Raw genomic sequence first — 24,048 nt, forward strand, 5'->3', positions numbered from 1 at the left:
GTGACGTCCCCCTGGATCGGCGCGCGGCGCGGGCCGCACCAGCGGTAACGAGCCTACCCGCTAGATCAACCCAGCCCCGGTCGGCGTTGGGGGTGACCCGGCCGGGTCCGCTGGCCGGTATTGCTCGCCCATAGGTGTACGTCTATAGTCTGGCGATCACCACATTCATGGCCGTGGTCAACGCGGCCGGATCGTCGAAGCGCTTCGACGATTCGTCGTTCAGGCCCGTCAGCCGGGTGTCGAGCCTGGCCACGCCGGTCTCGGCGCCCCCTGGCGCCTGTCGTACGACATGAGGAGAACCGCATGCGGAACAGGCGCCTTCGGCGCGGAATCACCGCGCTCGCGCTCGCACTGCTCGTCCTACCGGCCGTCCCCGGCGCGGCGCACGCCGAACCCACCTACCCGTTCCGAGATCCACACCTGCCCGTGCAGGCCCGGGTCGACGACCTGCTCGGCCGGCTCACCCAGGACGAGAAGATCTCGTGGCTGCACCAGTACCAGCCGGCCGTTCCCCGACTGGGTATCGGCCTGTTCAAGACCGGTACCGAGGCGCTGCACGGGGTCGCCTGGTCGACCGACATCGACAACAACGGCGCGGTCGTGAAGGCTCGCGGCACGTCCTTCCCGCAGCCGGTGGGCATGGCGAGCACCTGGGACACCGACCTGATCCAGCGGGTCGGCTCGGCCGTGGGCGACGAGGCGCGCGGCTACCACGCGCAGAACCCCCGGGTCTGGGGTCTCAACCTCTGGGCGCCGGTGGTCAACCTGCTCCGCGATCCTCGGTGGGGCCGCAACGAGGAGGGCTACTCCGAGGATCCGCTGCTCACCGCGAAGATCTCCACCGCGTACGGCTCGGGGATGTCCGGCGGGGACCCGGACCACCTCAAGAGCGCGCCGACCCTCAAGCACTACCTGGCCTACAACAACGAGGTCCGGCGCGACGTCACCTCGTCGAACGTGCCTCCGCGGGTGCTCAACGAGTACGACCGGGCGGCCTTCAAACCGGCCATCGCCGCCGACGCGGCGACCGGCGTGATGGCCTCGTACAACCTGGTCAACGGCCGTCCCGCGACCGTGGACCCGGACCTGGCGACGGTGGTACGGAGCTGGACCGACAAGCCCCTGATGAACGTCACGGACGCGTGGGCACCGAACAACCTCGTCGCCTCGCAGGGGTACTACCCCAACCAGGCCGAGGGGAACGCCGCGATCGTCAAGGCCGGCCTCAACAGCTTCATCACCGACGACACCAACGCGCTGCCGACCGTCACCGCCATCAAGCAGGCCCTCGCCTCCGGCCTGCTCACCGAGGCGGACATCGACGCCCGGATCCGCGAGACCTTGAACGTGCGCTTCCGCCTGGGCGAGTTCGACCCGGGAGGCGGTCGCTACGGCGGTATCACCCCGGACGTCATCAACAGCCCCGAACACCAACGGCTGGCGCGTCAGGCCGCCGGTGAGGCGATGGTGCTGCTGAAGAACTCCCGACAGGCACTTCCGCTGGACCCGGCCCGGACCCGCAAGGTGGCCGTGCTCGGTCCGCTGGCCGACACCCTCTACTCCGACTGGTACGGCGGCGACCTGCCGTACGAGGTGACCGCGCTCGACGGCATCCGCGAGCGGCTGGGCGGCTCCGCCAGCGTCAGCGGGCTCGACGGTGCGGACCGGATCGCCCTGAAGGACCCGGCGACCGGCCGGTACGTCACGGCCACCGGCACCACCGACGCCGACCCGGTCGCCGCGACCGGTGCCACCGCCTCGCTCGCCGCCCAGTTCGACGCGGTGGACTGGGGCCAGGGTGTGGTGACGCTGCGCAACGCCGCCAACGGCCGCTACCTCGGCTACAACTGGGGGCCCTTCATCACCCGCGACGAGCAGCCGAACGGCTGGTACGTCCAGCAGCAGTTCACGCTGGAGCCGCAGGCCGACGGTACGGTCGCGCTGCGCTACACCGGCTACGAGACGAAGGAGAGCTGGTTCGGCGCCAACACGTACGTCACGGTCGGCGACGACGGTGCCCTCAAGCTCGGGGCGTCCTCGGCGGCGGACGCAACCCACTTCCAGCGTGAGGTGATCAGTAGCGGGGTCGACCGTGCCGTCGCGGCGGCCAAGGCGGCCGACACCGCAGTCCTGGTCGTCGGCAGCAACCCGTTCATCAACGGGCGCGAGGCGCACGACCGCACCTCGATGGCGTTGAGCGCCGGCCAGGAAGCGCTGGTCAAGGCCGTGACCAAGGCCAACCCGCGTACGGTGCTGGTGCTGCAGACCAGCTACCCGGTCACGATCGGGTGGGAGCAGGAGCACGTGCCGGCGATCGTCTGGACCACCCACGCGGGCGCCGAGACCGGGCACGCCGTCACCGACGTCCTGTTCGGTGACCGCAACCCGTCCGGCAAGCTCACCCAGACCTGGTACCGCTCGGATCGGCAACTACCGCCGGACCTGCTGGACTACGACATCATCTCGTCCGGGCAGACCTACCTCTACAGCACCGCGAAGCCGCTCTATCCGTTCGGTCACGGGCTGTCGTACACCCGGTTCCGGTACGGCCAGCCCCGCACCGACGCCCGCTCGGTCGCGGCCGACGGCACCATCACTGTCAGCGTCGACGTGACCAACACCGGCAGCCGAGCCGGGTCCGAGGTCGTCCAGCTCTACACCCACCAGCGCACCTCCCGGGTGAAGACCCCGATCCGGGCGCTCAAGGCGTTCCAGCGGGTGCAGCTCGCACCGGGGCAGACCCGGGCCGTGACGCTCCGGCTGCCCGTCGCCGATCTGGCGAACTGGGACGTCACCCGCAGCCGGTGGGTGGTCGAGTCGTCCACGTACGACCTGCTGGTCGGCGCGAACGCGGAGGACATCCGGGCCCGGGCGGCGGTCGCGGTGCGCGGCGAGACGATCCCGGCCCGGGACCTCTCCCGGACCACCCGGGCCGAGAACTTCGACCGGTACGCGGGAGTCCGGCTCGTCGACGAGACGAAGGCACAGGGTACGGCCGTCGGCGCCACCGCCGCCGGTCAGTGGATCTCCTTCGCCGGTTCCGTGCTGCGCCCGGGTGCCCACACGTTCACGGCGAGGGTCGCCAGGGCGGCGGCGGGCGCCGGCACGATCCAGGTCCGGCTGGGCTCGCCCACCGGCCGGCTGCTCGGTACGGCCACCGTGCCCAGCACCGGCGACGACTACCGGTACGTGAACGTCAGCGCCGAGGTGGCCCGGACCGCCGGCACCCACGACGTCTACCTGGTGTTCGACTCTCCACTGCGGGTGGTGGACTTCTCGCTGCGGTGACGAATGCGCCCGGTGCTTCGTGATCGTTGGCGGCTGGGCGACACGACACGCCGAGCGGCGCACTGCTGAGCAGCCACCGATCGGCTCGGGCCGGGGTGCTGGTGCACCCCGGCCCGATTCATCGGATGATGCCCGACCGCACCTCGTCTTACCCGCGTCTTTTGCAACTTTAATAGGCATTTAGACATAGATGAGACCCAATCTTGTATTGCATTCGTCACACGTCTGACATACGCTCCGCGAGAGACTTCGTAGCGATTGGCAAAAGAGTGCGGTCGGGCTGCACCACCCGCCCCCCGCCGATCCTTGGTGGCGTCGCTGTTCCCTGCTTGTCGCTCGATGCACGTATCACGCACCACATCGACGACAAGTGAGAAAGGACAGCACGTGAGATCAGCCGTAACCACCACCACCCGCACGGCACTGCTCGCGGCGGCGCTCGTCGCCGCCACGCTGCCGGCCGTGGTGATCAGTCAATCGCCCGCCTCGGCCGCGGTTCAGGAGACCTACTACGTCGCCCCGGACGGTAACGACTCCAACGCCGGCACGCTGGCGTCTCCGTTCAAGACGGTGCAACGCGCACGGGACGCCGTTCGCACTGTGAACGCGAACATGACCGGCGACATCAACGTGTACCTGCGCGGCGGCAGGTATCCGGTCACCAGCACCGTCGAGTTCGGCGCCAGCGACTCCGGCACCAACGGGTACCGGATCAGTTACGCCGCCTATCCCGGCGAGACCCCGGTCCTGGACGGTGGCGTCCAGGTGACCGGCTGGACCCAGCACAGCGGCAACATCTGGAAGGCGCCGCTGGACCGCAGCACCAAGCTGCGGGCGCTCTACGTCAACGACAAGCGGGCGTACATGGCGTCGAAGACGATCAGCTCGGGCGGGTGCTACGGCACCTACACCATCACGGCCGGCCAGGCCGCCTGGGCGTGGGAGTCGGGCTCGCAGTGCGACGGTGCCAAGTACAACCTGAACGACTTCCCGGCCATCGCCCGCAACCAGGACGACCTGGAGATCGAGACGGGAACGACCTGGACCACGGCCATCGTGGGAGTCCGCCAGGTGACCACGAGTTCCGACGGCGCGAACCGGGTGGCCCTGTTCCAGCAACCGGGCGCGGCCATCGCGCAGGGCGCGTTCAACGGCAACGCCCAGGTGGGTGGCAGCCACAAGGTCATGAACGCGTACGAGTTCCTGGACACGCCCGGTGAGTTCTACTTCGACAAGGGCGCCAAGACGGTCTACTACTACAAGGCCAGCGCCGAGAACATGTCGACCGCCGCGGTCTACGCGCCGAACAACGTCACCACCCTGCTGCGGGTCGCCGGCACCTCGACGAGCAGCCACGCGCGCAACATCACGTTCTCCGGCCTGACGGTGCAACACTCCGACTGGAACCTGTTCAACGTCGCCGGCTCGTCCTTCAAGCAGGCGCAGCAGGGCAACCTCGGCGCCCAGGTGTACGCCAAGGGCAACTTCCACGTCTACTACTACCGCAACGTGGACGTCACTCCCGGCATCGTCCAGGTGCAGAACGCCGACGGCATCCTCCTGCAACGCAACCGGATCCAACACACCGGCGCCGACGGCATCAGCATGGTCAACGACGTGCAGGGCACGCAGTTGATCGGGAACTACACCAACGACATCGCGGGGTCGGCCGTCAACGTCGGCCATCCCCAGCACGTCTACATCGGAGACGGCACGTCGACCAACCGGGAGAAGTACTCCCCGCAGGTCGAGGGGCTGCCGAAGAACATCGACATCAAGAACAACTACATCTACGACAGCGCCGTCCTGTTCAACGGGCACAGCCCCATCTCGGCGTACTTCGCCGACACCCTCACCATCTCGCGCAACCGGATCGAGAAGGCCCCCTGGTCGGGCATCACGATGGGCTGGGGCTGGTGGAACTTCGACGGGTCATCGGGCTCGATCGTGCCCAACCGGCCGACCACGACGGCGCGGAACAACACCATCAGCTACAACCACATCATCGACACGGTCCAGCGCCTCAGCGACACGGCGCCGATCTACACGCTGGGCAGCCAGCCCGGGACCACGATCACCAACAACTACCTCCAGGGCGTGCCCTCGGGCCACAAGTACGGACTGCACCCGGACGAGGGGTCGGCGTACATCACCTTCCGGGACAACGTCCTGAGCATCGACAAGAACGTCACCTGGATGATCAACTCGGACGACTTCGGGCGGAAGCACGATCTGTCCATCACGCAGATCTACGGCCCGATCAACAAGGTCTCGAACAAGAACCTGCCGAACAGCACGGTCGCCGACATCCTCGTCTCCTCCGACTACGTCTGGCCGGCGGCGGCGTACGGCATCGCGGCCAACTCCGGCCTGGAGGACGCCTACCGGGACATCATCCCGGCGAGCAGTTTCTCCGCACCGAACTACGTGCTGCCGGCCAGCACGTTCGTCACCAGTGCCACGGCGTCGATCCCGATCCGGAGCACCGGCGACGCCACCAAGTCGGTCTGGCTGGCTCCGTACGGCACGACCACCTTCACCGCCGGGCCGACGATGACCAGGGCTTCCGGCACCGCCACGTCCATCGCCGTGCCGACGAGTCAGGGCGAGTACCGGCTCTACGTCGTCGACGCACAGGGCAACCGGTCGGCCGAATCGACCTCGATCGTCAGGCAGCAGAGCGGCGGCGGCAGCCAGCAGGGCGGGCAGCTCGTGGGCGGCCAGTCCGGTCGCTGCGTCGAGGTCCCCAACTCCTCCACCACCAACGGCACCCAGGTGCAGCTGTGGGACTGCGGCGGGGGCACGAACCAGCGGTGGACCTCCACCGCCAGCAAGCAACTGATGGTGTACGGCAACAAGTGCCTGGACGCCTCCGGGGCCGGTACGGCCAACGGCACCCAGGTCATCATCTGGGACTGCCACGGCGGGCTCAACCAGCAGTGGAACGTCAACGCCAACGGCACCATCACGAACGGCCAGTCCGGGCTCTGCCTTGATGCCAACGGCGCCGCCAGCGCCAACGGCACGAAGATCATCCTCTGGTCGTGCAACGGTGGCCCGAACCAGCAGTGGAGCCTGCGGAGCTGACCGACCGACCACACCGGGGCCGGGCCGATGACGGCCCGGCCCCGGGCCGTCCGCGTCCCCGCCTCCTCGAGGCAGCATGTGCTACCGGACAACAAGTGGGTAATGGTGGGTGATGACGACAACCTGGAAGCCTTACGAGAAGCACGGCGGCCTGTCGGAGAAGGACAAGCGGGAGTTGCCGGAGAGCGTTTTCGCGTTCCCCGACAAGCGCAAGGAGCCGATGACCGACGCGAGCCACGTCCGTAATGCCATCGCCCGCTTCGACCAGGTGCAGGGCGTCACCGACAAGGAGCGCGACCTGGCGTTCCAGAACATCCTCGCCGCTGCGAAGCACTACGGCGTCGACGTCGCGGAGACGGACTGGCGCCAACTCGGCAAACTGCCGCACACGCCGAACCCCGCGCACTGAGACCGGCCCGGGGATGGGTTCCGGGGCCGGTTCTCGGGCGTGTTAGCGTGCTCGTCGTTGTCAGCGAGCGCCGCTAGCTCAACTGGCAGAGCAGCGGACTCTTAATCCGCGGGTTCGGGGTTCGAGTCCCTGGCGGCGCACCAACGAACAAGGCCCTGACCTGGTGGTTCGCACCGGGTTAGGGCCTTTTCGTGCCCGGCCGTGGAGGGTGGTCGCTCGGTGGGTGCTCGGGAACCGGTGGACCAGGGTGGCGGTGGTGGTACACGGCGCAGTGCTCCGGAACGCAGGTCGGTGGCTGGCGGCGCGGGATGGTCGGGCGGCCGGGGGTTGCGGCAGTCGGTGGTTCCGGATCGCCTCGGCGGGCGGTTTCCCGAATGGGCTCGGAGCCGGGGTCCGGCGATCTTGGCGGAACACGGTATGCCGGTTCTGCGGCTTTCATCGTCAACTCTTCGGCTGACTCGATGAACAGTGATCATGGAAAACGTCTCAGCAAATCCTGTCGTTCCTGGCATTGCACGGCTGGGCCACCACGAGCGACATCGCGGTGGTAACGGAGGTGCCGCGGTTGACCGCGCACCGGGACCTCACCTGGTTGCACACCGTGGGCCTGGTGGGCAGGGAGCGGTCGGCGGAGGACCGGGCGCACGCCTGGTGGTACAGGATCGCCGGGGAGGGGACTGAGCTGCTAGATCGTGATCTCGTCTCGTCGGGCGGCCGGTGCCGTTGCGTCTGGGTCAGCGGGACTGGGGCGCGGCGCACTACCTGCTGTTCCTGCCGCTGCTCGCGGTGTCACGCCAGGATCCCGCGCTCGGTGTGGGCTGTTCCAGGGGTTGACGACGTTGGACACGTCGGTGTGGCTGCGGGAGCGGGGCCTGGCGCATCTGCGTGCTGACGGGTACGGCGTGTGGCTGCAGGACGGCCGGTGTCTGCGATTCCTGGTGCACTTCGATCCCGGCCCGGTTGGTGAGGTGATCGCCGAACGAGAGCGGTCAACTGCTGGGCTCGGTGCTGTTCTGGCTGGCTATCGGCGCACCGACCCGGTCTTGCCGGTCGGCGTGGTGCTGGTCATCGCTCGGGACGCGGCCCGCGAGGCCAACCTGGTCGCTGATCTGGTGAGCCGGCCGTTGCGGGCACCGATCGCGATCACTACCGTCGACCTGCTGCACCACCATCGGCCGCACGAGCAGGTGCGGAGGATCCCGGCGGCCGGGCACCGCACGTCACCGGCTGATCGACCTCCCTCCTCCAGCCGGAGCTATCGTCGTTGATTCGAAGGTAGCCGGGCCGTAGTAAGCGAATGCGTGGGAGCCGCCATGGCTCTGGCGCTCTGAGAAGCAAGCATCGACCGTATAGGGTATCCGCTTCTGCCGAGTTGAGTGCGCCGTCGAGGCGCTTTCGTCAGTGCAACTGATTTCAACTTCGTCCCATGGCGTTCGAGGTGGATCTTGGGACGCACTGGGAAGCTCTTTTGCAGTTCACAAACGCCCGTCACGCGATAGCGCGGACACAAGCCAGCTGTCAAAAATCCGACAGGGCTCGTATTTCTGCCCTCATCGTGCTGCACACTTCGTGGCCGTGATCGATGTCGTTTTGGACGTACTTCCCGTGATAATTTCGTCCGTCGCCTTGGCGGTGGCTGTAATCTCCGGGCGGCGACAATGGCGTTCCGCAAGGAACGCGAACGCTGTAGCAGCAGTTTTGCAGCTATTCGAGGAATATCGGACAGACGAGCTAAGGTCGGCGCGGCGAGCGGTCTTTCAGATGAAAGACTTTCCGGCTGGCGCTGCGCCAGCACTGAGGGATCTATCTGACGACCTTAGGGTGCCCAGTGAACGAGTCGCCCAGTATTTCGACCACGTCGGCCTCCTAGTGGGACATCGGCTAGTGCCCGCCAGACCGATGATCTCCTTCTTCGGATTCGGTTGCGCAGCATTGTGGAAGAAACTTGAGCCTTGCATCATTGCTGAGCGTCAATTGCGAGGCGTTGGCTACTATCTAGGATACTTCGAAGGCTTCGCGGCGCTCTCCGAAAAAATCGGCGCCGACGAGTTAAACCGTAACGTCACAATTCATATGCGTTCCGGAAGAATGCGGCTTGAATGAGCTGGGCCGGCAGAAACCTGCGGGATGGGGGACGCGGACCATCGCCAGCAGCGCTGCAGGTGTACGAAACTGCCGCAGATCGCGCGGCTCGCTCCCCGCTCGGTACGGCCATCCGCGAGGCCGACGAGATGGCGTCGTGGGTTCAGGTAAGCAAGCTGACGCCGACGGAGCGAGTGGCTGCCGATGGCGCTGATGGTGTCGGCCCTGCCGAATGTCACCCGGTGGACAGAGGAGCCGTAGCTGATTTGATTCGGCCTGCCCTACGCTGACGCCATGAGGGGACGGGGTGTGAATCAAACTCCAGCGCTTGCCCTACCTGGCGGGCGCTGATGGATCGGCAGGCCGCGGTGCCGACTCACGTGCTCCCGGACGAAGTCCGTGCTGACGTGGAGACGCTGTGGCGATACCACGACATGCACCACAAGTTGCGCCCGTGCGACGTGGGCATCGGGCTGGGCAGCCATGACCTCGGCGTTGCGGTGATCGCAACACGGCTGTTTCAGGCAAGCCTGTTCCCATGGATCGTTTTCACCGGGGCGAACGCGCCGACAACGATCGAGCGGTTCCCCTACGGCGAGGCGGTGCACTATCGCGAGTACGCGGTTGAGCACGGTGTGCCGGCGGAGTCCATTCTCGTGGAGCCGCGTGCCACGAACACCGCCCAGAACCTGGAGTACTCGCGTCAGCTGCTGACCGAACACCGGATCCCGGTGAAGTCGGTGTTGATCATGTCGCGTCCCTACCAACAGCGTCGGGCCTACGCGACGTGCAGGCTGATGTGGCCGGAGGTCGATGTGGTGTGCGCGTCGAACCCACTCGACCTGGACGACTACGTGCGCAGCATCGGCGACCCGCGGCGGGTGGTGGACATGCTGGTGGGCGACACGCAGCGGATCGAGGTGTACGCCCAGCGGGGGTTCGCGATCCCGCAGGAGATGCCGGACGAGGTACGGGCGGCCTTCGAGCGCCTGGTGGCGGCTGGCTACACGAGCCGGCTGATCTGAGCCCGGCTACCAACGCGGCCCTCCCGACCGGACGCCCATCCGGTCGCTGAGTTCGACGGCCAGTCGAGGTGGTCGGGGGCGGGTGAGGATGTCACGGACGAGGTCGCGGGAGAGCTGGTGGTAGCGCACCTGGTCAGGGCCTATGACCTCAGCCTCCAGGAGCGCCGCGAGCGCGTCGTCGATGCGGTTCCACCGGGCAAGGGCTCGGGCAGTTTCGATGGCGTGCCGAACCTGCCGCTCGACGGGCACGGTGCTGGTGTCGAGTGGGGCGCCGATGGCGATGGCGCGTTGCAGGTCGCCGAGTTCCATCGCCACGGTCGTCTTGTGGATCGACACGTTGGTCGGCCCGAACGCGGTCCACACGTGGTTGCCATCGGCACCGAGCCGCTGTGCGGCGGCATCGGCCTCGGTGATGTGGGTGTCGGCGGAGGCGCGGTCGTCGTCCCGGGCGGCGGCCAGCGCGCAGACGAGGTGCAGGCTGCCGTAGACCGACAGCAGCTGCGGAGTGGGTTTGGCGAGCCGTGGTTCCAGGAACTGCGCCGCCGTGGCGGCGAGGCCTCGGGCTTGGGCGTACTCACCGATGGACGCCAGCGAGTGCGCGGCGGAGCGGCTGAGCGAGCCGATGACGACGTGGTCGTGGCTGGCGTTGGCGGCGGCCAGCCCTCGGCTGGCGGCGGTCCACGCGAGGTCACCTTCGCCGAGCTTGGTGAGGAACAACGCGGCGAGCTGGTGGGCGTAGGCGGTCATCGCATGCGCGCGCTGGCCATCGTCTCCGTCGTACGCCTCGGTGGCGGTGAGGCAGTCGTGGATGAGGTAGGGCAGCCGGCGGGCGAGGGTGCCGTAACGCGAGTGCTGGTAGGCGGTCCAGATCTCGGCAACGTCGTTCTCGATCTCGCGCAGGGCGGGGGCCTCGACGTCCTCCGTGCTGGCCAGCGTCGGCGCGAGGTGACGATAGTCGTGAAGCGCGGCCCGTAAGGCCGGGATGGTCTCGCGCCCTGAGTCGTCCGACCACTCGAACAGGCTCGGTGCACCGATCAGGTCGCCGAGGGACACGTCGAGGGCTTTGGCGATCGCGCGTATGACCGACAGCCGGTCGAGGTCGGCCCGGTTCGTCTCGACCTTGCGTAACCACTCCTGCGTCTTGCCGACCAGACCGGCCAGCACCTCCTGGGAGAGCCCTCGCCGACGCCGGTAGAAGGCGACGCGCTGGCCGATCGTCATGTCGTCCGTCATCCCTCGCACACCATCACCCTGCCCGCTGAAGCCCGCCGGACCCGGTACGGATTTTCCCGGTCCTCCGTACGGACCGCCCCTACGTTCAGTTCACCCCGGATCACCGGCGCGTGTCGATGCCGGTGTCGGGATGACTGACAGGGAGCTGCAGATGGAGGGATCGATGAGCGGCGCACCACACCACGGCTTGGGCCGCTGGCTCGGCCCGTCCAGGAGCGAACTTTCTCGGCGTTTTCCCCGCCTGCGTACCGCCATGAGGGCTGCGTGGGTGGGTGATCGGCGGCCTGCTCCCAGCCGCCGTGATGCGGCGGCGGGCTCGCCATTCCCCCGGCGAGCCCGCCGCTCATCGTTCTTGGCGGGGGTGGCGGCATGACGGTGTACGTCTCGCGTAACGCGATGGCCAGCCAGTCCCGGCGCCCCGAGCCCAGGTGGACGTCCTCGCAGGGGCAGGTGCGGCGCGCTGATCCGCCGCTGCTCACCTTCGTGTGGCGTCGGCTGTTCGAGCACCAGGCCCGCGAGGGCGGTCAGCGGTGACCGGGCAGCAGCGCCGTCTCGCGGCGAACCGGCTCGCGCCAGCCGAGGTGGAACATCTGCCGATGCGCCCGCTGTGGCTCTGCCGCCGGTGCGGGCAGCCCTGGCCCTGCGGCGCGGCGAAGCTTGGGCTCCTCGCCGAGTACCGGGAAGAGCCGGTGAGCCTGTTCCTCTACCTGGCCGGCTGCTTGCACGACGCGATCGACGACCTGCACCGGCTCAACCCAAGTGTGACGGGCAGCGCCGCCGACATGTTCGATCGGTTCCTCGGCTGGCCCGCCCGCCATACCCACGCCTACCGCGTCAGTACCACCACGGCCGTCAGCATCGAAGAGGCCACGTCGTGAACGGCATCGGCCTCATCAACGCCACCGGCCAACCGGCGGTCGCCGGCAGCTTCCACACGCTGATCGTGCAGCCGACGAGCTTCTGCAACCTCGACTGCACCTACTGCTACCTGCCCGACCGGAGATCCCTCCGCCTGATGAGCGGCGCGGTCGCGCAGGCTTGCCGGAGTCGATCGACCAGCAAAACAGCAGTCATCCGGTGAGTGTCGTGTGGCACGGGGGCGAACCCAGCGCCACACCCATCAGGCTGTTCCTGGATCTGCTGGCCCCGTTCGAGGAGCTGCGGCGCGCGGGGATGGTGCGTCACGAGATCCAGACGAACGCGACGCTGATCAACCGCCAGTGGTGCGAGCTGTTCACCGCTTATGGGTTCGAGGTCGGGGTCAGCATCGACGGACCGGGCGCGTTGAACCGGAACCGCCTCGACCGGGCCGGCACGTCGACGGACGCCCGGACCATGCGCGGCATGCAGACCATGGCCGACGCAGGGCTGAGGTACTCGGTGATCTGTGTGGTCACCCCGGAAACCATCGACCACGCGGAAGCCCTCGTCGACTTCTTCACCGGCCTGCCCGGCTGCGAGTCGGTGGGCTTCAACATCGAAGAGCAGGAGGGCGCCGATCGGGCACCGGTGTCGGAGGAGGCCGCGTACCGGTTCTGGCAGCGTCTCATCGAGCGTCGCGTCGGCGGCAGCCCGCTGCGGATCCGCGACGTGGACCGGCTGGCCGACTATCTCGCCGCCACCCGCGCCGGACTCGTCGACCAAGCGCCGTACGAGCCGATCCCGACCGTCTCCTGGGAGGGGCAGGTGGTGCTGCTGTCACCGGAGCTGCTCGGCATCACCGAGCCGCGATACGGCGACTTCATCGCCGGCAACGTCCTCCTTCAGCCCATCACCGCCATGCTCGCCCGCGCCGGCGACCTGGGCTACGTCGCCGAGTTCGTCACGTCCCTTAACGACTGCGCCGACCACTGCGCCTTCTACGACTTCTGCCGTGGCGCCCAGGCCGGCAACCGCTACTTCGAGCACGCGACGTTCACCGCCCGAGAGACGACCTACTGCCGGACCACCCGACAGTCCCTCGTCCGTGCCGCTGCGGATTACCTCACCTCTCAAGGAGGAGCACCATGACCAACGCTCTCGCGGTTCTCGTCAACGCCGCATCCGAGCAACTCGAACTCCTCGGCATCAACCCTGAGCGGTCGGTAGCGTCGATCGACGCGGCAAAGTTCGACAACCGCCCTACCTGGGCCAACAAGGGTAAGTTCGACAGTCGGCCCGGCTGGGACAACTGGAACAAGAAGAAGTAGCCCCGGCCACGGGAACGCGCGGGGTGGCATGCCCACCCCGCGCCCGCACAGGTTGAGGACACATGCACACCACCACGATCGGCGACGTGAAGGTCCTGCTGCCGGACCTCGAACCGGACGACCTCGACACCACTACGGACCTCGCCGACGGCCTCACCGAGGCGTTCGTCGACGGCGCAGCGTGGCACGGCGCCCAACTTGAGGACGCCAGCATCCGCAGCAGCCTGATCACCGGCGTGGACCTGAGCGAGAGCACCTGGGAAGCCGGCAGCCTCTACGGCTGCGAGATCACCCGCACAGACTTTTCCGGCGCGACCTTGACCGGCATCACCATCGAACGGTGCGCGATCACCGGCTCCCGGTTCACCGGCACCAGGCTCACCGACGTACGCCTCAAGGATGTTCTGTTCGGCGGCTGCCGCTTCGACTACGCTACCCTCCAGCGCGTCGCCGCCGTCGGCTCGGTCGCGTTCACCGACTGCACTCTCACGAACGGCGCGTGGTCTTCCTGCCGGTTACCGCGCATCGCGCTGCGGTCATGTGATCTTGCCGGTCTGGAACTGGATTCCTGCCACCTTGACGGTGCCGACCTGCGGGGCAGCCGGCTCCAGGGCCTCAAGACGCCGCTGGACAACCTGCGCGGCGTCACCCTCGGCGAGGACCAGCTTCCTGACCTCATCCAGTTGACCGTCGCCGCCCTCGACCTCACCGTGCGCAACGAGTGAAGCAGAGGAGGCATCGTGGTCACTGAATCCACTGGCAGCTCGGACACGATCCTCGTCTGCGTCCGGGGCAACTCCGGCTCGGGTAAGAGCAGCATCGCCCGGGAGCTACGACGCCGGCACGGCCGGGGCTGCGCCCTGGTCGAGCCGGACTACCTGCGTCGCATCCTGCTGCGCGAGCGGGACAAGCCCGGCGGCGCGGCGCCGGCGTTGATCGCGCAGACCGTTCGGTTTGCGCTGGACCACGGCTACCACGTCGTGCTGGAGGGCATCCTGCACACCAGCCGGTACCGCGGCATGTTGACCGCCCTGCGGGACGGCCGCCGCGGCCGGTCGCTGTTCTGCTACCTCGACGTGTCCCTGGCCGAGACCCTGCGCCGGCACCTCACCCGCCCGCAGGCGACCGAGTTCACCGCCGAGCACATGAGCGGCTGGTACGCCGCTCACGACGTCCTCGGCTGGCAGGGCGAACTCGTCCTACCTGAGACCACGGGACTGAACGAGGCCGTCGAGGCCATCGCGGCTGCCGCCGGGCTACCCCAGACCGGACGCGACGACGACCTGCTACCGAACGTTCCGTCCCCGTAGAGCAGCTCAGTCAGCCCCCGGTCGCCGTTGCGGCGCACCGCTCCCCAGCGTCGGTCCCGAGGGGCCAGACAGTCCGCCCAGCACGGCGACTGCGACGACGTGTAGCTCGCCCTACCGCGCCCGCCTGAGCCAGCTCTCGATGACGGTGAAGTCGTACTCGGTCAACCCGGGACGGGGATCGACCCGATGCAGCAGGGCCCGACTTGGGTGATGAGTCGACACCCACCGCTGATCGGCGTGGGAGATTTCGTCGTCGACCCAGACGAAGGGGCGTCCCTGCGCCCACTCGACCAGCCCACGGGTCTTCCAGTGCAGGACGCCCGCCTCGTCGGAGTCGGGCCAGTCCACGACGGGCAGAGGTGGCAGCCCGAGCAGGGGTGCGAGTACATCGTTTGCGTCGCTCATCCAGGTCGTCGCCCACACGAGATCGCACGGCAGGGCCTCCAGTCGGCGGCCGTGTTTCGGATCGACTTTGTGCAGCAGGGGATGGGCGTCGGCCGGTAGGGCCGGTGCCTCGGTGTGGCCATGCGGCATGCCGGGCTGAGCCGCCGTGGGTGTTCCGAGCGGGATGAGGGTGCCGTCCACGTCGAGGAACAGCAAGGGACGCGGCGCAGGGTCGGACATGACCCAGGAGGCTAGCCCTCACCCCGCCAACGTCTACCTCCGCGCTTTCCCAAGGCCATTCGTCTCGCTGCTGCTCCCTGCCGGCAGGCGTGCGCCACCGACGGCGACCACGGCAGGGGCGGCGCCGGGGGGATCTCACCGGATCCTTCCGCGCCGGTGACCCGACCATGCCAGCAACAACACACTTCACGCCCTCAACCAAGGAGTTTTCGTGCTTTCGCCAACATCTCCACCTACTGCCGTAGGCATTGGCAGTGACGAGTTCCGGCTTGATCCCCGTCAGCGCCAGTGTTGGTCTTAATCCGCGGGTTCGGGGTTCGAGTCCCTGGCGGTTCACACTGGGTCGGAGTCTTCGTCATGTCCGGTGGTGGCGGGCCTCGGGTCAGGGTCCGCGATCCCGACCTCCCGACGTTCCTGCTGCTCACCCACGACGATCATGGCTGAGTCAATTTACGGGAATCGATTGACTTGATATGGACAACCAGTAATGTATTGGCGGGTTCGGTCCGTCCCGGGCTGATCGGCGGCAGGAGTTTCTGATGGGTGTGCAACGACGGCGCAAGCCACGACCGGCCACGGCGATCGGTGTGGTCGGTTCTCTCGTGGCGGGGCTGCTGACCACCCAGGCCGTCGCCGGCCCGGCGGCGGCCGCCGCCGATCTCACCCTGGCCGTGGACGTGTCTGCCGCCCGGCACGCGATCAGCCCCGACATCTACGGCATGAACGGCGGCGACCCCGCGCTCGTCGCTGAACTCGGCACCCCGGTGGCGCGCTGGGGCGGTAACGCGAGCAGCCGCTACAACTTCAAGAACCACACCTACAACACCGGCAGCGACTGGTACTTCGAGAACATCGTGGCCGGGCCCGACAACACGGTCGAGGCGTTCGTCCAGCGAAACCGAAACAACGGGACCAGGCAGGTGGTCGCCGTGCCGTTGATCGGATGGGTGGCGAAGGACTCGCCATCGTCGCACCCGTTCGCCTGCGGCTTCCCGGCCACCCGCTTTCCGGTGCAGGACTCGTTCGACCAGTGGGACCCCAACTGTGGCAACGGCCGGCACGCCGACGCGAACCTGGTCGGGGCGGTCCCCACGGACACCTCGATCCCGGCCGACGCGTCGTTCGCGGGCGAGATGGTGTCGCATCTGGTGAACCAGTTCGGCCCGGCGTCACGTGGCGGCGTGTCAATCTACGAACTCGACAACGAGCCGGTGCTGTGGAACTCCACCCACCGCGATGTGCATCCCGACCCGGTGAGCTACGACGAGTTGGGCGGCAAGGGCACGGCGACCGCCGCGGCCATCAAGGCCGCTGACCCGCGCGCGGCGGTGCTCGGCCCGTCCGGCTGGGGCTACTGCGAATGGGTGGCGTCCGGCGTGGACGGATGCGCGCCGGGTGCCGACGCGGCGGCGCACGGCGGGCTCAACCTGTCCCAGTGGTATCTGAAGAACATGAAGGACTTCAGCGACGCCCACGGCGGAAAGCGATTCCTCGACTACTTCGATCAGCACTACTACCCGCAGATCAGTGGCGGCAAGGACGCGGAAGCCAACGCGCTGCGGTTGCGGTCCACCCGGTCGCTGTGGGATCCGACGTACGTCGACGAGTCGTGGATCGGCCCCGGCGGGGTGAACGCTCCGCCGTTGCAGTTCATCCGCCAGATGAAGGCATGGGTCGCGCAGTACTACCCCGGCACCAAGGTCGCCATCACCGAATACAACTGGGGCGCACTGGACGACATCAACGGCGCGCTCGCGCAGGCCGACGTACTCGGCATCTTCGGGCGCGAGGGTCTGGACCTGGCCACCATCTGGGGCGAACCGAAGCCGACCGACCCCGGCGCGTACGCGTTCCGGATGTACCGGAACTACGACGGAGCCAGGAGCAGGTTCGGCGACGTGAGCGTGTCGGCGGTCAGCAGCGACCAGGGGCAGCTCTCGGTCTACGCCGCGCAACGCTCGTCCGACAAGGCACTCACCGTCATGGTGGTCAACAAGACGGGCGGCGATCTGACCTCACGGTTGGCGCTCTCCGGATTTCAGGGCGGGGACCGGGCGCAGCGGTTCACCTACGGCCCGGCCGATCTCACCTCGATCGTCCGGGGTGAGGATCTCCGGGTGGCCCGGGGCGGCGTCAGCGCGACGTACCCGGCGAACTCCGTGACGCTGCTCGTCCTGCCGCAGCGCCGACACTGAGCGCCTACTCAGGCTTTGGCGAACCTCGTGGTGAGCCGCTCGGTCGGGTTGACCGTGTACTTCAGGTGGTAGCCGGCGGCGATCACCATCGCCTCGGCGACCTTCGCCGCGTGCTCGTGGCCCTTGACGGCGGCGTTGGCGGCCAGGTCGACCGGTTGCCCGGTGGCGAGGCTGCCGGCAAGGGCGACCAGCCGCTGGTCGTCGTCGGAGAGTTGCTCGACCGCCGGTAGCGCGAGCAGCGCCGGCCAGTCGCGGATGACCGCCAACTGGATGTCGTGACCGTCGTCGTACTCGGGGATCTGTACGACCTCGACCAGTTCGGCGAAGCCTGGTTGCTCCGGCAGCTTGGTGAAGGTCAGCAGGTGTACGGCGGCCTTCTTGGTGTCCGGGCGGTCGATCCAGGCGCCGGCGCGGATCAGCGTACGCAGAGCGTCGGGGCTGAACTCGGAGGTGGACATGCCAGTGGGCCTCCTTCGCCGAGGGGGAATCCTCGCTGTCGAGTACAGCAGACGTCGACAACCGCCTCAGGCCGGCCAGGAAGACGCGAGAATGTCGAGGTAGTGCGGGTTGGTCATGACACCCAGCACGTTGCCGAATGGGTCCACCACCGCCGCGGTGACGAACCCCGCGTCCCCGTGGGGCGTGATCGGCTGGTATTCGGTGGCACCCATCGCGAGGAGCCGTTCCACGGTGGCGTCGAGGTCGTCGACGTGCCAGTGCATCACAGCGCCACCGGGCCCGGCCGTCGCGTCGGGCGGGGCGTACCTGCGGTCGATGATGCCCAGCTCCGCCTGGTAGTCGCCGAGGCGGAACTCGGTGTAGGCCGGACGCCCGTCGGGGCCGGGCCGCGAGAAGTACGCCTCCTGGCCCAGGAACCGGGCGTACCAGTCGGTGGCAGCCGCCACGTCGTCGGCCCAGATGTTCAGGGTGGCGAATCCGCGCAGGCTCACCTGGTGTCCTCTCGTCGATGTCGTCCGGTGGTCACGCTATCGGCGGGCACCGACAGCTTCGGCCCGACACGGAGACGGCCAGCCGTGTAGCGCGCGGTATCCCGGGTAGTCGCCGCCGTCAGCCCGACGAGCGGCGGGAGCCAACGTGGATACGACGTACCCGGGGGTGGAGGAGCACGGCCTGATCGGTGACCTGCAGACCGCCGCGCTGATCAGCAAGGACGGCACGATCGACTGGTTCTGCGCGCCGCGCTTCGACTCGCCGAGCGTCTTCGCCGCCCTGCTGGACCGCCGAAAAGGCGGCCACTTCCAGCTCTCACCCGACGGCATCGAGTATTCGAGCAAACAGCTCTACCTACCCGGCACGCCGATCCTGATCACCCGTTTCCACAGCGCCGACGGGGTGGGGGAGCTGTTGGACTTCATGCCCGTCACGGGCGAGCAGGCCACCGACCGGCACCGGTTGATCCGGCTGATCCGGATGGTCCGGGGACACATGCCGTTCCGCTTCGACTGCCGGCCGCGGTTCAACTACGGGCGGGATCCGTACGAGCTGGAGGTGCACCCGGAGGGCGACGTCTTCCGCAGCTCGACCCTCAGCCTCACCCTGACCCCCTTCTCGGACGCGGATCGGCTCGTCGACAAGCGGACGATCCAGCGCGACACCGAGAGCGTCTGCTTTCGCAACGAGCTGCACGTCGGCGACATCGGCGGAGTCGTCCTGGAGACGGCCTGCCCCCACCCACCCCGGGCCCTCAGCACGCAGGAGGCGTGCGAACTGCTGGCCGAGACACGGGACCACTGGCGTCGGTGGGTGGGCCGTTCCTCCTACACCGGCCGCTGGCGGGAGATGGTCGACAGGTCGGCGATGACGCTCAAGCTCATGACGTACGCCCCGACGGGCGCCGTGGTCGCCGCCCCGACGGCGGGGTTGCCGGAGCAGATCGGTGGACCACGGAACTGGGACTACCGCTACACCTGGATCCGTGATGCCTCGTTCTCGGTCCACGCGCTGCTCAGCGTCGGTTTCACCGAGGAGGCCCAGAAGTATCTGACCTGGCTCGAAGCGCGCATCCGGGACGCCCGCGACGGCAACGTGCCTCTGCAGATCATGTACCGCATCGACGGCTCGCCGGACCTCCCCGAGGAGGTGCTGGGCCACCTGGAGGGATACCGCGGCTCGGCGCCGGTGCGGATCGGCAACGGCGCGGCGGGCCAGGTGCAACTGGACATCTACGGCGAGGCGCTCAACTCGCTGCATCTCGCCGACCAGAGCGGGTTGATGACGTCGTACGACGGGTGGCGCAAGACGGCCGGCCTGATGGACTGGCTCTGCGACCACTGGGACCAGCCCGAGGACGGCATCTGGGAGACCCGCTCCGGGCGGCAGGACTTCACCTACGGGCGGATGATGTGCTGGCTCGCGTTCGACCGCGCGATCCGCATCGCGCACGCACGTGGGCGTCCCGCGAGCATCACCCGCTGGGCGGACGAACGCAACGCCGTCTACGAGCAGGTCATCGCTCGGGGATTCCATCCGGAACGACAGGCCTTCGTGCAGCACTACCGCACCGACATCACCGACGCCTCGCTGCTCGCGATGCCCGGGGTGGGCTTCATCGCGCCGAACGATCCGATGTGGCTGTCGACGTTGCGGGCGATAGACAACGAGCTGGTCTCGGACAGCCTCGTCTACCGCTACGACCCGAACGCCTCGCCCGACGGGCTCGCCGGCTCCGAGGGCACCTTCAGCATGTGCACCTTCTGGTACGTCCAGGCCCTCGCCCAGTCCGGCCGGCTCGACGACGCCCAGCTGACGTTCGAGAAGATGCTGACGTACAGCACGCCGCTGGGGCTCTACTCGGAGGAGATCGCGCCCACCGGTGAGCAGATCGGTAACTTCCCGCAGGCGTTCAGCCACCTCTCGCTGATCAGCACGGCCCACCACCTCAACGCCCTCCTCGACGGAAAGGGGTGACCGCGGGCGTACCCGTCAGAAGAGGGTCAGTGGTTCGACCGGTATCGGTTCGGGCAGTGCGGCGAGGCCCGGCACGCGGGCGCGTACCTCGTCGTGGAAGCGGCGGGCGAGCCGCGGCGCGTCGGCGTTGTCCGGCGTGTGGACGAACACGGTGGGGGAGCGACCCTCGCGCAGCCAGTCGGCGGTGACCTCGACCCAGCGCTGCCACCCCTGGACCGTCCGGGCGTTGTCGTCGCGGCCCAGGTAACGGACGATCGGGCGGTCGGTCAGCGCGACCGCCCGCAGCGGCATCCGTGGCTTCTTGGTCCAGGCGTCGCGTTCCGCGTCGCTGGTCGGCGGACTGGTGAAGAACGCGGTGGTGTCGAAGGGAATCCATTCGGCCGAGGCCGCGGTGAGGGTCTCCTCGAGCCGCCGGATCGCGTGCGGGTCGGTGAAGAACGCGGGATGGCGGACCTCCACGGCATACCGGTGGGAGCGCGGGAGTTGGCCGAGGAACCGATCGAGGGCAGGCACGTCGGCGGGCGAGAACGACCCCGGCAGTTGGATCCAGAGAGCGTGGGCGCGTGGACCGAGGGGCTCGATCGCGTCCAGGAAGGCGCGCAGCGGGTCGCCGACGTCGGTGAGCCGGCGTTCGTGCGTGACGACCTTGGGAAGTTTGAGGACGAACCGAAAGCTGGGATCGGTCTGCGCCGCCCAGGACGCGACGGTGTCCCGGGCCGGTGTCGCGTAGAACGTCGTGTTGCCCTCGACGGCGTCGCACCAGCTCGCATAGTGCCGCAGGCGCTCCGCTGGTGGCAGCAGGCGACCAGGCCACGACCGGTGGGTCCACATCGCGCATCCCACGTGCAGCCGCATGACAGCCCCTCCTCTGGTGAAACCGCGCCCACCGTATACGCGCCCCGTGGCAGCTCGGGACACCCGTCTGTGCGGCGGCCGACCGCCGCCCCGCAGGGCTCGTCGTCGTTCACATTCGTCGTCAACTCAGGGTTGACGGGGAGAGGGCGTCAACCTATGGTTGACGCATGACCGAGCCTTTCCAGATGAACAACCACGTCAAGCTCGACGACCTGATCCAGGCGATCAAGAAGGCGCACACCGACGCGCTCGACCAGCTCACCGACGCGGTGATCGCCGCCGATCACCTCGGTGAGGTCGCCGACCACCTGATCGGGCACTTCGTCGATCAGGCCCGGCGCTCAGGCGCCTCCTGGACCGACATCGGCCGCAGCATGGGGGTCAGCAAGCAGGCCGCGCAGAAGCGCTTCGTCGCGAAGGGCTCCACCGAGGCGGCGGCGCTCGACCCCAACGCCGGCTTCGCACGGTTCACCCCCCGGGCCCGCAACGTGGTGGTGGCCTCGCAGGAGGAGGCCCGTGCCAGCGGTAACGCCGAGATCGGCCCCGAGCACCTGGTGCTGGGCCTGCTGGCCGAGCCGGAGGGTCTTGCCGCCAGGGTGATGGCTGGTCGGGGCGCCACCCCCGAGGCGGTGCGGGAGGCGGTCGGTGCCGTTCTCCCATCGCGGGCGGAGCAGGTTCCGGAACTCATCCCGTACGACGCGCGCGGCAAGAAGGCGTTGGAGCTGACCTTCCGGGAGGCGCTGCGCCTCGGGCACAACTACATCGGCACCGAGCACATCCTGCTCGCCCTGCTGGAGCAGGAGGACGGCGCCGGCGTGCTCACCAACCTCGACCTGGACAAGGCGGCGGTCGAGGCCGACCTGTCCGCCGCCCTCGCCGCCGCCGTCGGTAAGAAGTGAGAACCCGGGGTCAGGACGCCTCGGGGAAGCCGTAACGCAGGGCGTGCTCCGGATCGGTCGGGTCGATCTGGCGTACGCCCGCGTCGGCGAGTCGCTTGTTGACCTCGTCGAGCTGCTCGCGGACCAGTCGGGCCTCCTCCTCGGTGACCCGGCCCCGGTGCGGCCTGCCGGCGTGCTCCAGCGTGCCGTAGTCGATCTTCTCGACGCTCTTGCGGGCCTTGGGCGGGCGGACCCGCTCGGCCGTCTTCAGCAACTGCGCCATCGGGACGTCGGTGGCCATCGCGTCGAACTCGCTGGCGGTGAGGACCACCCGTCGGGGCTCCCCGCCGCCGTGCCGGTCGTGGATCTCCACCACCGCCACGTCCAGCGCGGCGTCGTCGATGCTCTCCACCTCGCCCGGGGTGGCGTCGAGCTGCACGGGCCCGGCGACCAGGTCCGGGTGCTCCAGGACGACGACACGAACCACCTCGTCGTCCTGCTGCAGAACGGTGCCGGTGAAGTCGGAGACCTGGATCGTCTTCTTGCCCATGCGCGGAGCTTCTCCTGTCGTAGGCCGGGGTGCCGGACCTGGAAGAAATTACCCGACAGGTGTGCGAATACCGCCGCTGGTCCTCCTGCGGTGTGTCGTCCCCGACCACCGGCAGAGGCCGCCTTCGGCGCTGTCCGGGCCCGGCCGGCGCGTCAGCGGGTGTTGAGGCCGTGCCGGCTGGAGCTGCCGGCCGGCAGCTTGTTCAGTTTCGCCCAGGACAGGGCGCCCGTCGTGCGGGTCACCCGGTAGCGCGGTTGGGCCGGAAGGGCTCCGGCGGCCTCCGCTGCTTGCCAGAGTCGCGTGGGGTCCTGGTGGAAGCGGTCGTTCGGCTGAATCGGCATGACCATACCGTCCCAAAGAAAGGTGTCCATGTATGGAAATACCTATGACGGTCGATCTCGCTACCCGGTTCCCGCATCTCGGGCAGCACGGCGCCCGGCGCATTCGTGACCCCGGGCCATCCGGCCCCGACGGGAAGGCCCGCCCGGTCGGGCCGCTGCGCGTACGGTGATCCACGACGTGTCCGGTGACGGGAGGTACGCATGCTCAACCGGCTGCTGCAGCTGCACCTGGCCTCCTGGCTCGGCCAGTGGCCGGCCGGCCCGGGGCTGCACGTGGTCGCCTCGCATCGCCGGCTCCAGCCGGCCTGGGACGGCCGGCTGCGTCCGGCCCTCGCCGTCGACACCGGTCGGAGCGCGGTGCTCTCCGTCGCGCCGGACCGGGTGGCGGCGATCCGGGCGTTGGTCAAGCGCGCTCCGGAGCGCATGCTCGCGGCGCTGCCGGAGGCCGTCGGACTGCCCACCTTCTGTGTGCACGACGGCCCGTTCCGCTGGAGTCTGGCTCCCGCGCCGCTGCCCGACGTGGGGGAGTGGACCGAGTCGACCGCCCCTGGCCTGCCGGCCTGGCTGCGGCTGTTCGACCGGCCGGTGCTCGTGGTCCGCGACGTGGACGGCACCTACCTCGCCGGAGCCGGGATAAAACGCCACGACGCGTACGGGCACGAACTGGCCATCGGCACCGCGCCAGCCGCTCGGGGTCGGGGCCTCGCGCGTCGCCTGGTGGCGCAGGCGGCACGGCGGGTCCTAGACGAGGGCGCGGTGCCGACGTACCTGCACGAGAAGGACAACCACGCCTCGGCCCGGGTCGCGGAGGCGGCGGGCTTCCCGGACCGGGGTTGGCGGGCGTACGGGGTCTATCCGCGGTGAGACGGGGCAGCCGTCGGGCGCCGGTCTCAGTGCGCGGACCGTGGATCCCGGGCCGGATCCACGGTCCGCAACCTGCCCCCAGGCCCCGGTTCTCGGGCGGTCGGCCGCGTCGCTGACGGGTCGATCCGATGTCGATCACGCTACGTATCGAATCTGCCCGGTGCAAGGTGCGAGCTGTTGGGTCGGAGTG

The 24,048-nt window shown here is 68.5% G+C and carries 22 protein-coding genes, 1 tRNA gene and 1 pseudogene; 17 read left to right on the forward strand and 7 right to left on the reverse strand.

Going from position 1 to position 24,048, the window contains the following annotated elements; all coding sequences use genetic code 11:
- Positions 1-303 precede the first annotated feature (303 nt).
- The 7 genes from ACFYPH_RS04680 (at position 304) to ACFYPH_RS04710 (ending at position 9,891) form a co-directional block, all read left to right on the forward strand.
- Positions 304-3,288: a glycoside hydrolase family 3 C-terminal domain-containing protein gene (locus ACFYPH_RS04680; RefSeq protein ID WP_387178959.1), complete on the forward strand. Its 2,985-nt coding sequence runs from the start codon at positions 304-306 to the stop codon at positions 3,286-3,288.
- A 387-nt stretch (positions 3,289-3,675) separates the two neighbouring features.
- A complete protein-coding gene (locus tag ACFYPH_RS04685) occupies positions 3,676-6,375 on the forward strand; it encodes an RICIN domain-containing protein (RefSeq protein WP_387178962.1) in 2,700 nt (899 codons plus the stop codon).
- 112 nt (positions 6,376-6,487) lie between these two features.
- On the forward strand, positions 6,488-6,784 hold the full coding sequence (locus ACFYPH_RS04690) for a DUF6582 domain-containing protein (RefSeq protein ID WP_354855180.1): 297 nt from the start codon (positions 6,488-6,490) through the stop codon (positions 6,782-6,784).
- Positions 6,785-6,851: 67 nt separating this feature from the next.
- Positions 6,852-6,927 (forward strand) — tRNA-Lys (locus tag ACFYPH_RS04695).
- 696 nt (positions 6,928-7,623) lie between these two features.
- Positions 7,624-8,052: a hypothetical protein gene (locus ACFYPH_RS04700; RefSeq protein ID WP_387178966.1), complete on the forward strand. Its 429-nt coding sequence runs from the start codon at positions 7,624-7,626 to the stop codon at positions 8,050-8,052.
- Between the two features lie 307 nt (positions 8,053-8,359).
- A complete protein-coding gene (locus tag ACFYPH_RS04705) occupies positions 8,360-8,887 on the forward strand; it encodes a hypothetical protein (RefSeq protein WP_387178969.1) in 528 nt (175 codons plus the stop codon).
- A gap of 329 nt (positions 8,888-9,216) precedes the next feature.
- Positions 9,217-9,891, forward strand: coding sequence for a YdcF family protein (locus ACFYPH_RS04710; protein WP_387178972.1), 675 nt, complete (start codon positions 9,217-9,219; stop codon positions 9,889-9,891).
- A 6-nt stretch (positions 9,892-9,897) separates the two neighbouring features.
- On the opposite strand, the gene ACFYPH_RS04715 is transcribed toward ACFYPH_RS04710, so the two are convergent.
- Positions 9,898-11,124: a helix-turn-helix domain-containing protein gene (locus ACFYPH_RS04715; protein ID WP_387178974.1), complete on the reverse strand. Its 1,227-nt coding sequence runs from the start codon at positions 11,122-11,124 to the stop codon at positions 9,898-9,900.
- Positions 11,125-11,493: 369 nt separating this feature from the next.
- Here ACFYPH_RS04715 and amcA (ACFYPH_RS04720) point away from each other — a divergent pair, with 369 nt between their 5' ends.
- From amcA (ACFYPH_RS04720) to ACFYPH_RS04745, 6 genes and pseudogenes are all read left to right on the forward strand, one after another.
- Positions 11,494-11,658: a multiple cyclophane-containing RiPP AmcA gene (amcA, locus tag ACFYPH_RS04720; RefSeq protein WP_387178977.1), complete on the forward strand. Its 165-nt coding sequence runs from the start codon at positions 11,494-11,496 to the stop codon at positions 11,656-11,658.
- Positions 11,655-12,002, forward strand: a complete 348-nt coding sequence (locus ACFYPH_RS04725) for a hypothetical protein (protein ID WP_387178980.1) — start codon at positions 11,655-11,657, stop codon at positions 12,000-12,002. Before amcA (ACFYPH_RS04720) ends, ACFYPH_RS04725 begins: the two co-directional genes overlap by 4 nt.
- Positions 11,999-13,134: pseudogene (gene amcB / locus ACFYPH_RS04730) on the forward strand (cyclophane-forming radical SAM peptide maturase AmcB). The gene ACFYPH_RS04725 and the pseudogene amcB overlap by 4 nt, the downstream one beginning before the upstream one ends.
- Complete coding sequence (amcA, locus tag ACFYPH_RS04735; RefSeq protein WP_387178983.1) at positions 13,131-13,313, forward strand: multiple cyclophane-containing RiPP AmcA; 183 nt, start codon at positions 13,131-13,133, stop codon at positions 13,311-13,313. The pseudogene amcB and the gene amcA (ACFYPH_RS04735) overlap by 4 nt, the downstream one beginning before the upstream one ends.
- A gap of 62 nt (positions 13,314-13,375) precedes the next feature.
- Complete coding sequence (locus tag ACFYPH_RS04740) at positions 13,376-14,038, forward strand: pentapeptide repeat-containing protein (protein WP_387178986.1); 663 nt, start codon at positions 13,376-13,378, stop codon at positions 14,036-14,038.
- Between the two features lie 15 nt (positions 14,039-14,053).
- Entirely contained in the window at positions 14,054-14,623 is a 570-nt protein-coding gene (locus tag ACFYPH_RS04745) for a kinase (protein ID WP_387178988.1), read from the forward strand.
- Positions 14,624-14,734: 111 nt separating this feature from the next.
- Here ACFYPH_RS04745 and ACFYPH_RS04750 read toward each other — a convergent pair whose 3' ends face one another.
- Complete coding sequence (locus ACFYPH_RS04750) at positions 14,735-15,247, reverse strand: HAD domain-containing protein (RefSeq protein ID WP_387178991.1); 513 nt, start codon at positions 15,245-15,247, stop codon at positions 14,735-14,737.
- Positions 15,248-15,786: 539 nt separating this feature from the next.
- Between ACFYPH_RS04750 and ACFYPH_RS04755 the strand changes: the two genes are divergently transcribed.
- Positions 15,787-17,442 (forward strand): glycoside hydrolase family 44 protein, encoded by a 1,656-nt coding sequence (locus tag ACFYPH_RS04755; protein ID WP_387178994.1) that lies wholly within the window; start codon positions 15,787-15,789, stop codon positions 17,440-17,442.
- A gap of 8 nt (positions 17,443-17,450) precedes the next feature.
- Here the strand turns inward: ACFYPH_RS04755 and ACFYPH_RS04760 are convergent, their stop codons facing one another.
- Both ACFYPH_RS04760 and ACFYPH_RS04765 read right to left on the reverse strand, forming a co-directional pair.
- Positions 17,451-17,900, reverse strand: coding sequence for a hypothetical protein (locus ACFYPH_RS04760; RefSeq protein ID WP_387178997.1), 450 nt, complete (start codon positions 17,898-17,900; stop codon positions 17,451-17,453).
- A 66-nt stretch (positions 17,901-17,966) separates the two neighbouring features.
- Positions 17,967-18,392: a VOC family protein gene (locus ACFYPH_RS04765; protein ID WP_387179001.1), complete on the reverse strand. Its 426-nt coding sequence runs from the start codon at positions 18,390-18,392 to the stop codon at positions 17,967-17,969.
- 145 nt (positions 18,393-18,537) lie between these two features.
- Here ACFYPH_RS04765 and ACFYPH_RS04770 point away from each other — a divergent pair, with 145 nt between their 5' ends.
- A complete protein-coding gene (locus ACFYPH_RS04770) occupies positions 18,538-20,370 on the forward strand; it encodes a glycoside hydrolase family 15 protein (RefSeq protein WP_363937390.1) in 1,833 nt (610 codons plus the stop codon).
- Between the two features lie 15 nt (positions 20,371-20,385).
- Here the strand turns inward: ACFYPH_RS04770 and ACFYPH_RS04775 are convergent, their stop codons facing one another.
- Positions 20,386-21,201, reverse strand: a complete 816-nt coding sequence (locus tag ACFYPH_RS04775; protein WP_363937404.1) for a DUF72 domain-containing protein — start codon at positions 21,199-21,201, stop codon at positions 20,386-20,388.
- A 191-nt stretch (positions 21,202-21,392) separates the two neighbouring features.
- On the opposite strand from ACFYPH_RS04775, the gene ACFYPH_RS04780 reads away from it, so the two are divergent.
- Positions 21,393-22,124, forward strand: a complete 732-nt coding sequence (locus ACFYPH_RS04780) for a Clp protease N-terminal domain-containing protein (RefSeq protein WP_387179005.1) — start codon at positions 21,393-21,395, stop codon at positions 22,122-22,124.
- A 10-nt stretch (positions 22,125-22,134) separates the two neighbouring features.
- On the opposite strand, the gene ACFYPH_RS04785 is transcribed toward ACFYPH_RS04780, so the two are convergent.
- Both ACFYPH_RS04785 and ACFYPH_RS04790 read right to left on the reverse strand, forming a co-directional pair.
- Positions 22,135-22,653: a hypothetical protein gene (locus ACFYPH_RS04785; protein WP_354855189.1), complete on the reverse strand. Its 519-nt coding sequence runs from the start codon at positions 22,651-22,653 to the stop codon at positions 22,135-22,137.
- 152 nt (positions 22,654-22,805) lie between these two features.
- Positions 22,806-22,994 (reverse strand): DNA repair protein, encoded by a 189-nt coding sequence (locus tag ACFYPH_RS04790; protein WP_387179008.1) that lies wholly within the window; start codon positions 22,992-22,994, stop codon positions 22,806-22,808.
- Positions 22,995-23,195: 201 nt separating this feature from the next.
- Here ACFYPH_RS04790 and ACFYPH_RS04795 point away from each other — a divergent pair, with 201 nt between their 5' ends.
- Positions 23,196-23,858, forward strand: a complete 663-nt coding sequence (locus ACFYPH_RS04795; RefSeq protein WP_354855191.1) for a GNAT family N-acetyltransferase — start codon at positions 23,196-23,198, stop codon at positions 23,856-23,858.
- Positions 23,859-24,048 lie beyond the last annotated feature (190 nt).

The organism is Micromonospora sp. NPDC005252, assembly GCF_042872475.1.
Taxonomy (GTDB): domain Bacteria; phylum Actinomycetota; class Actinomycetes; order Mycobacteriales; family Micromonosporaceae; genus Micromonospora.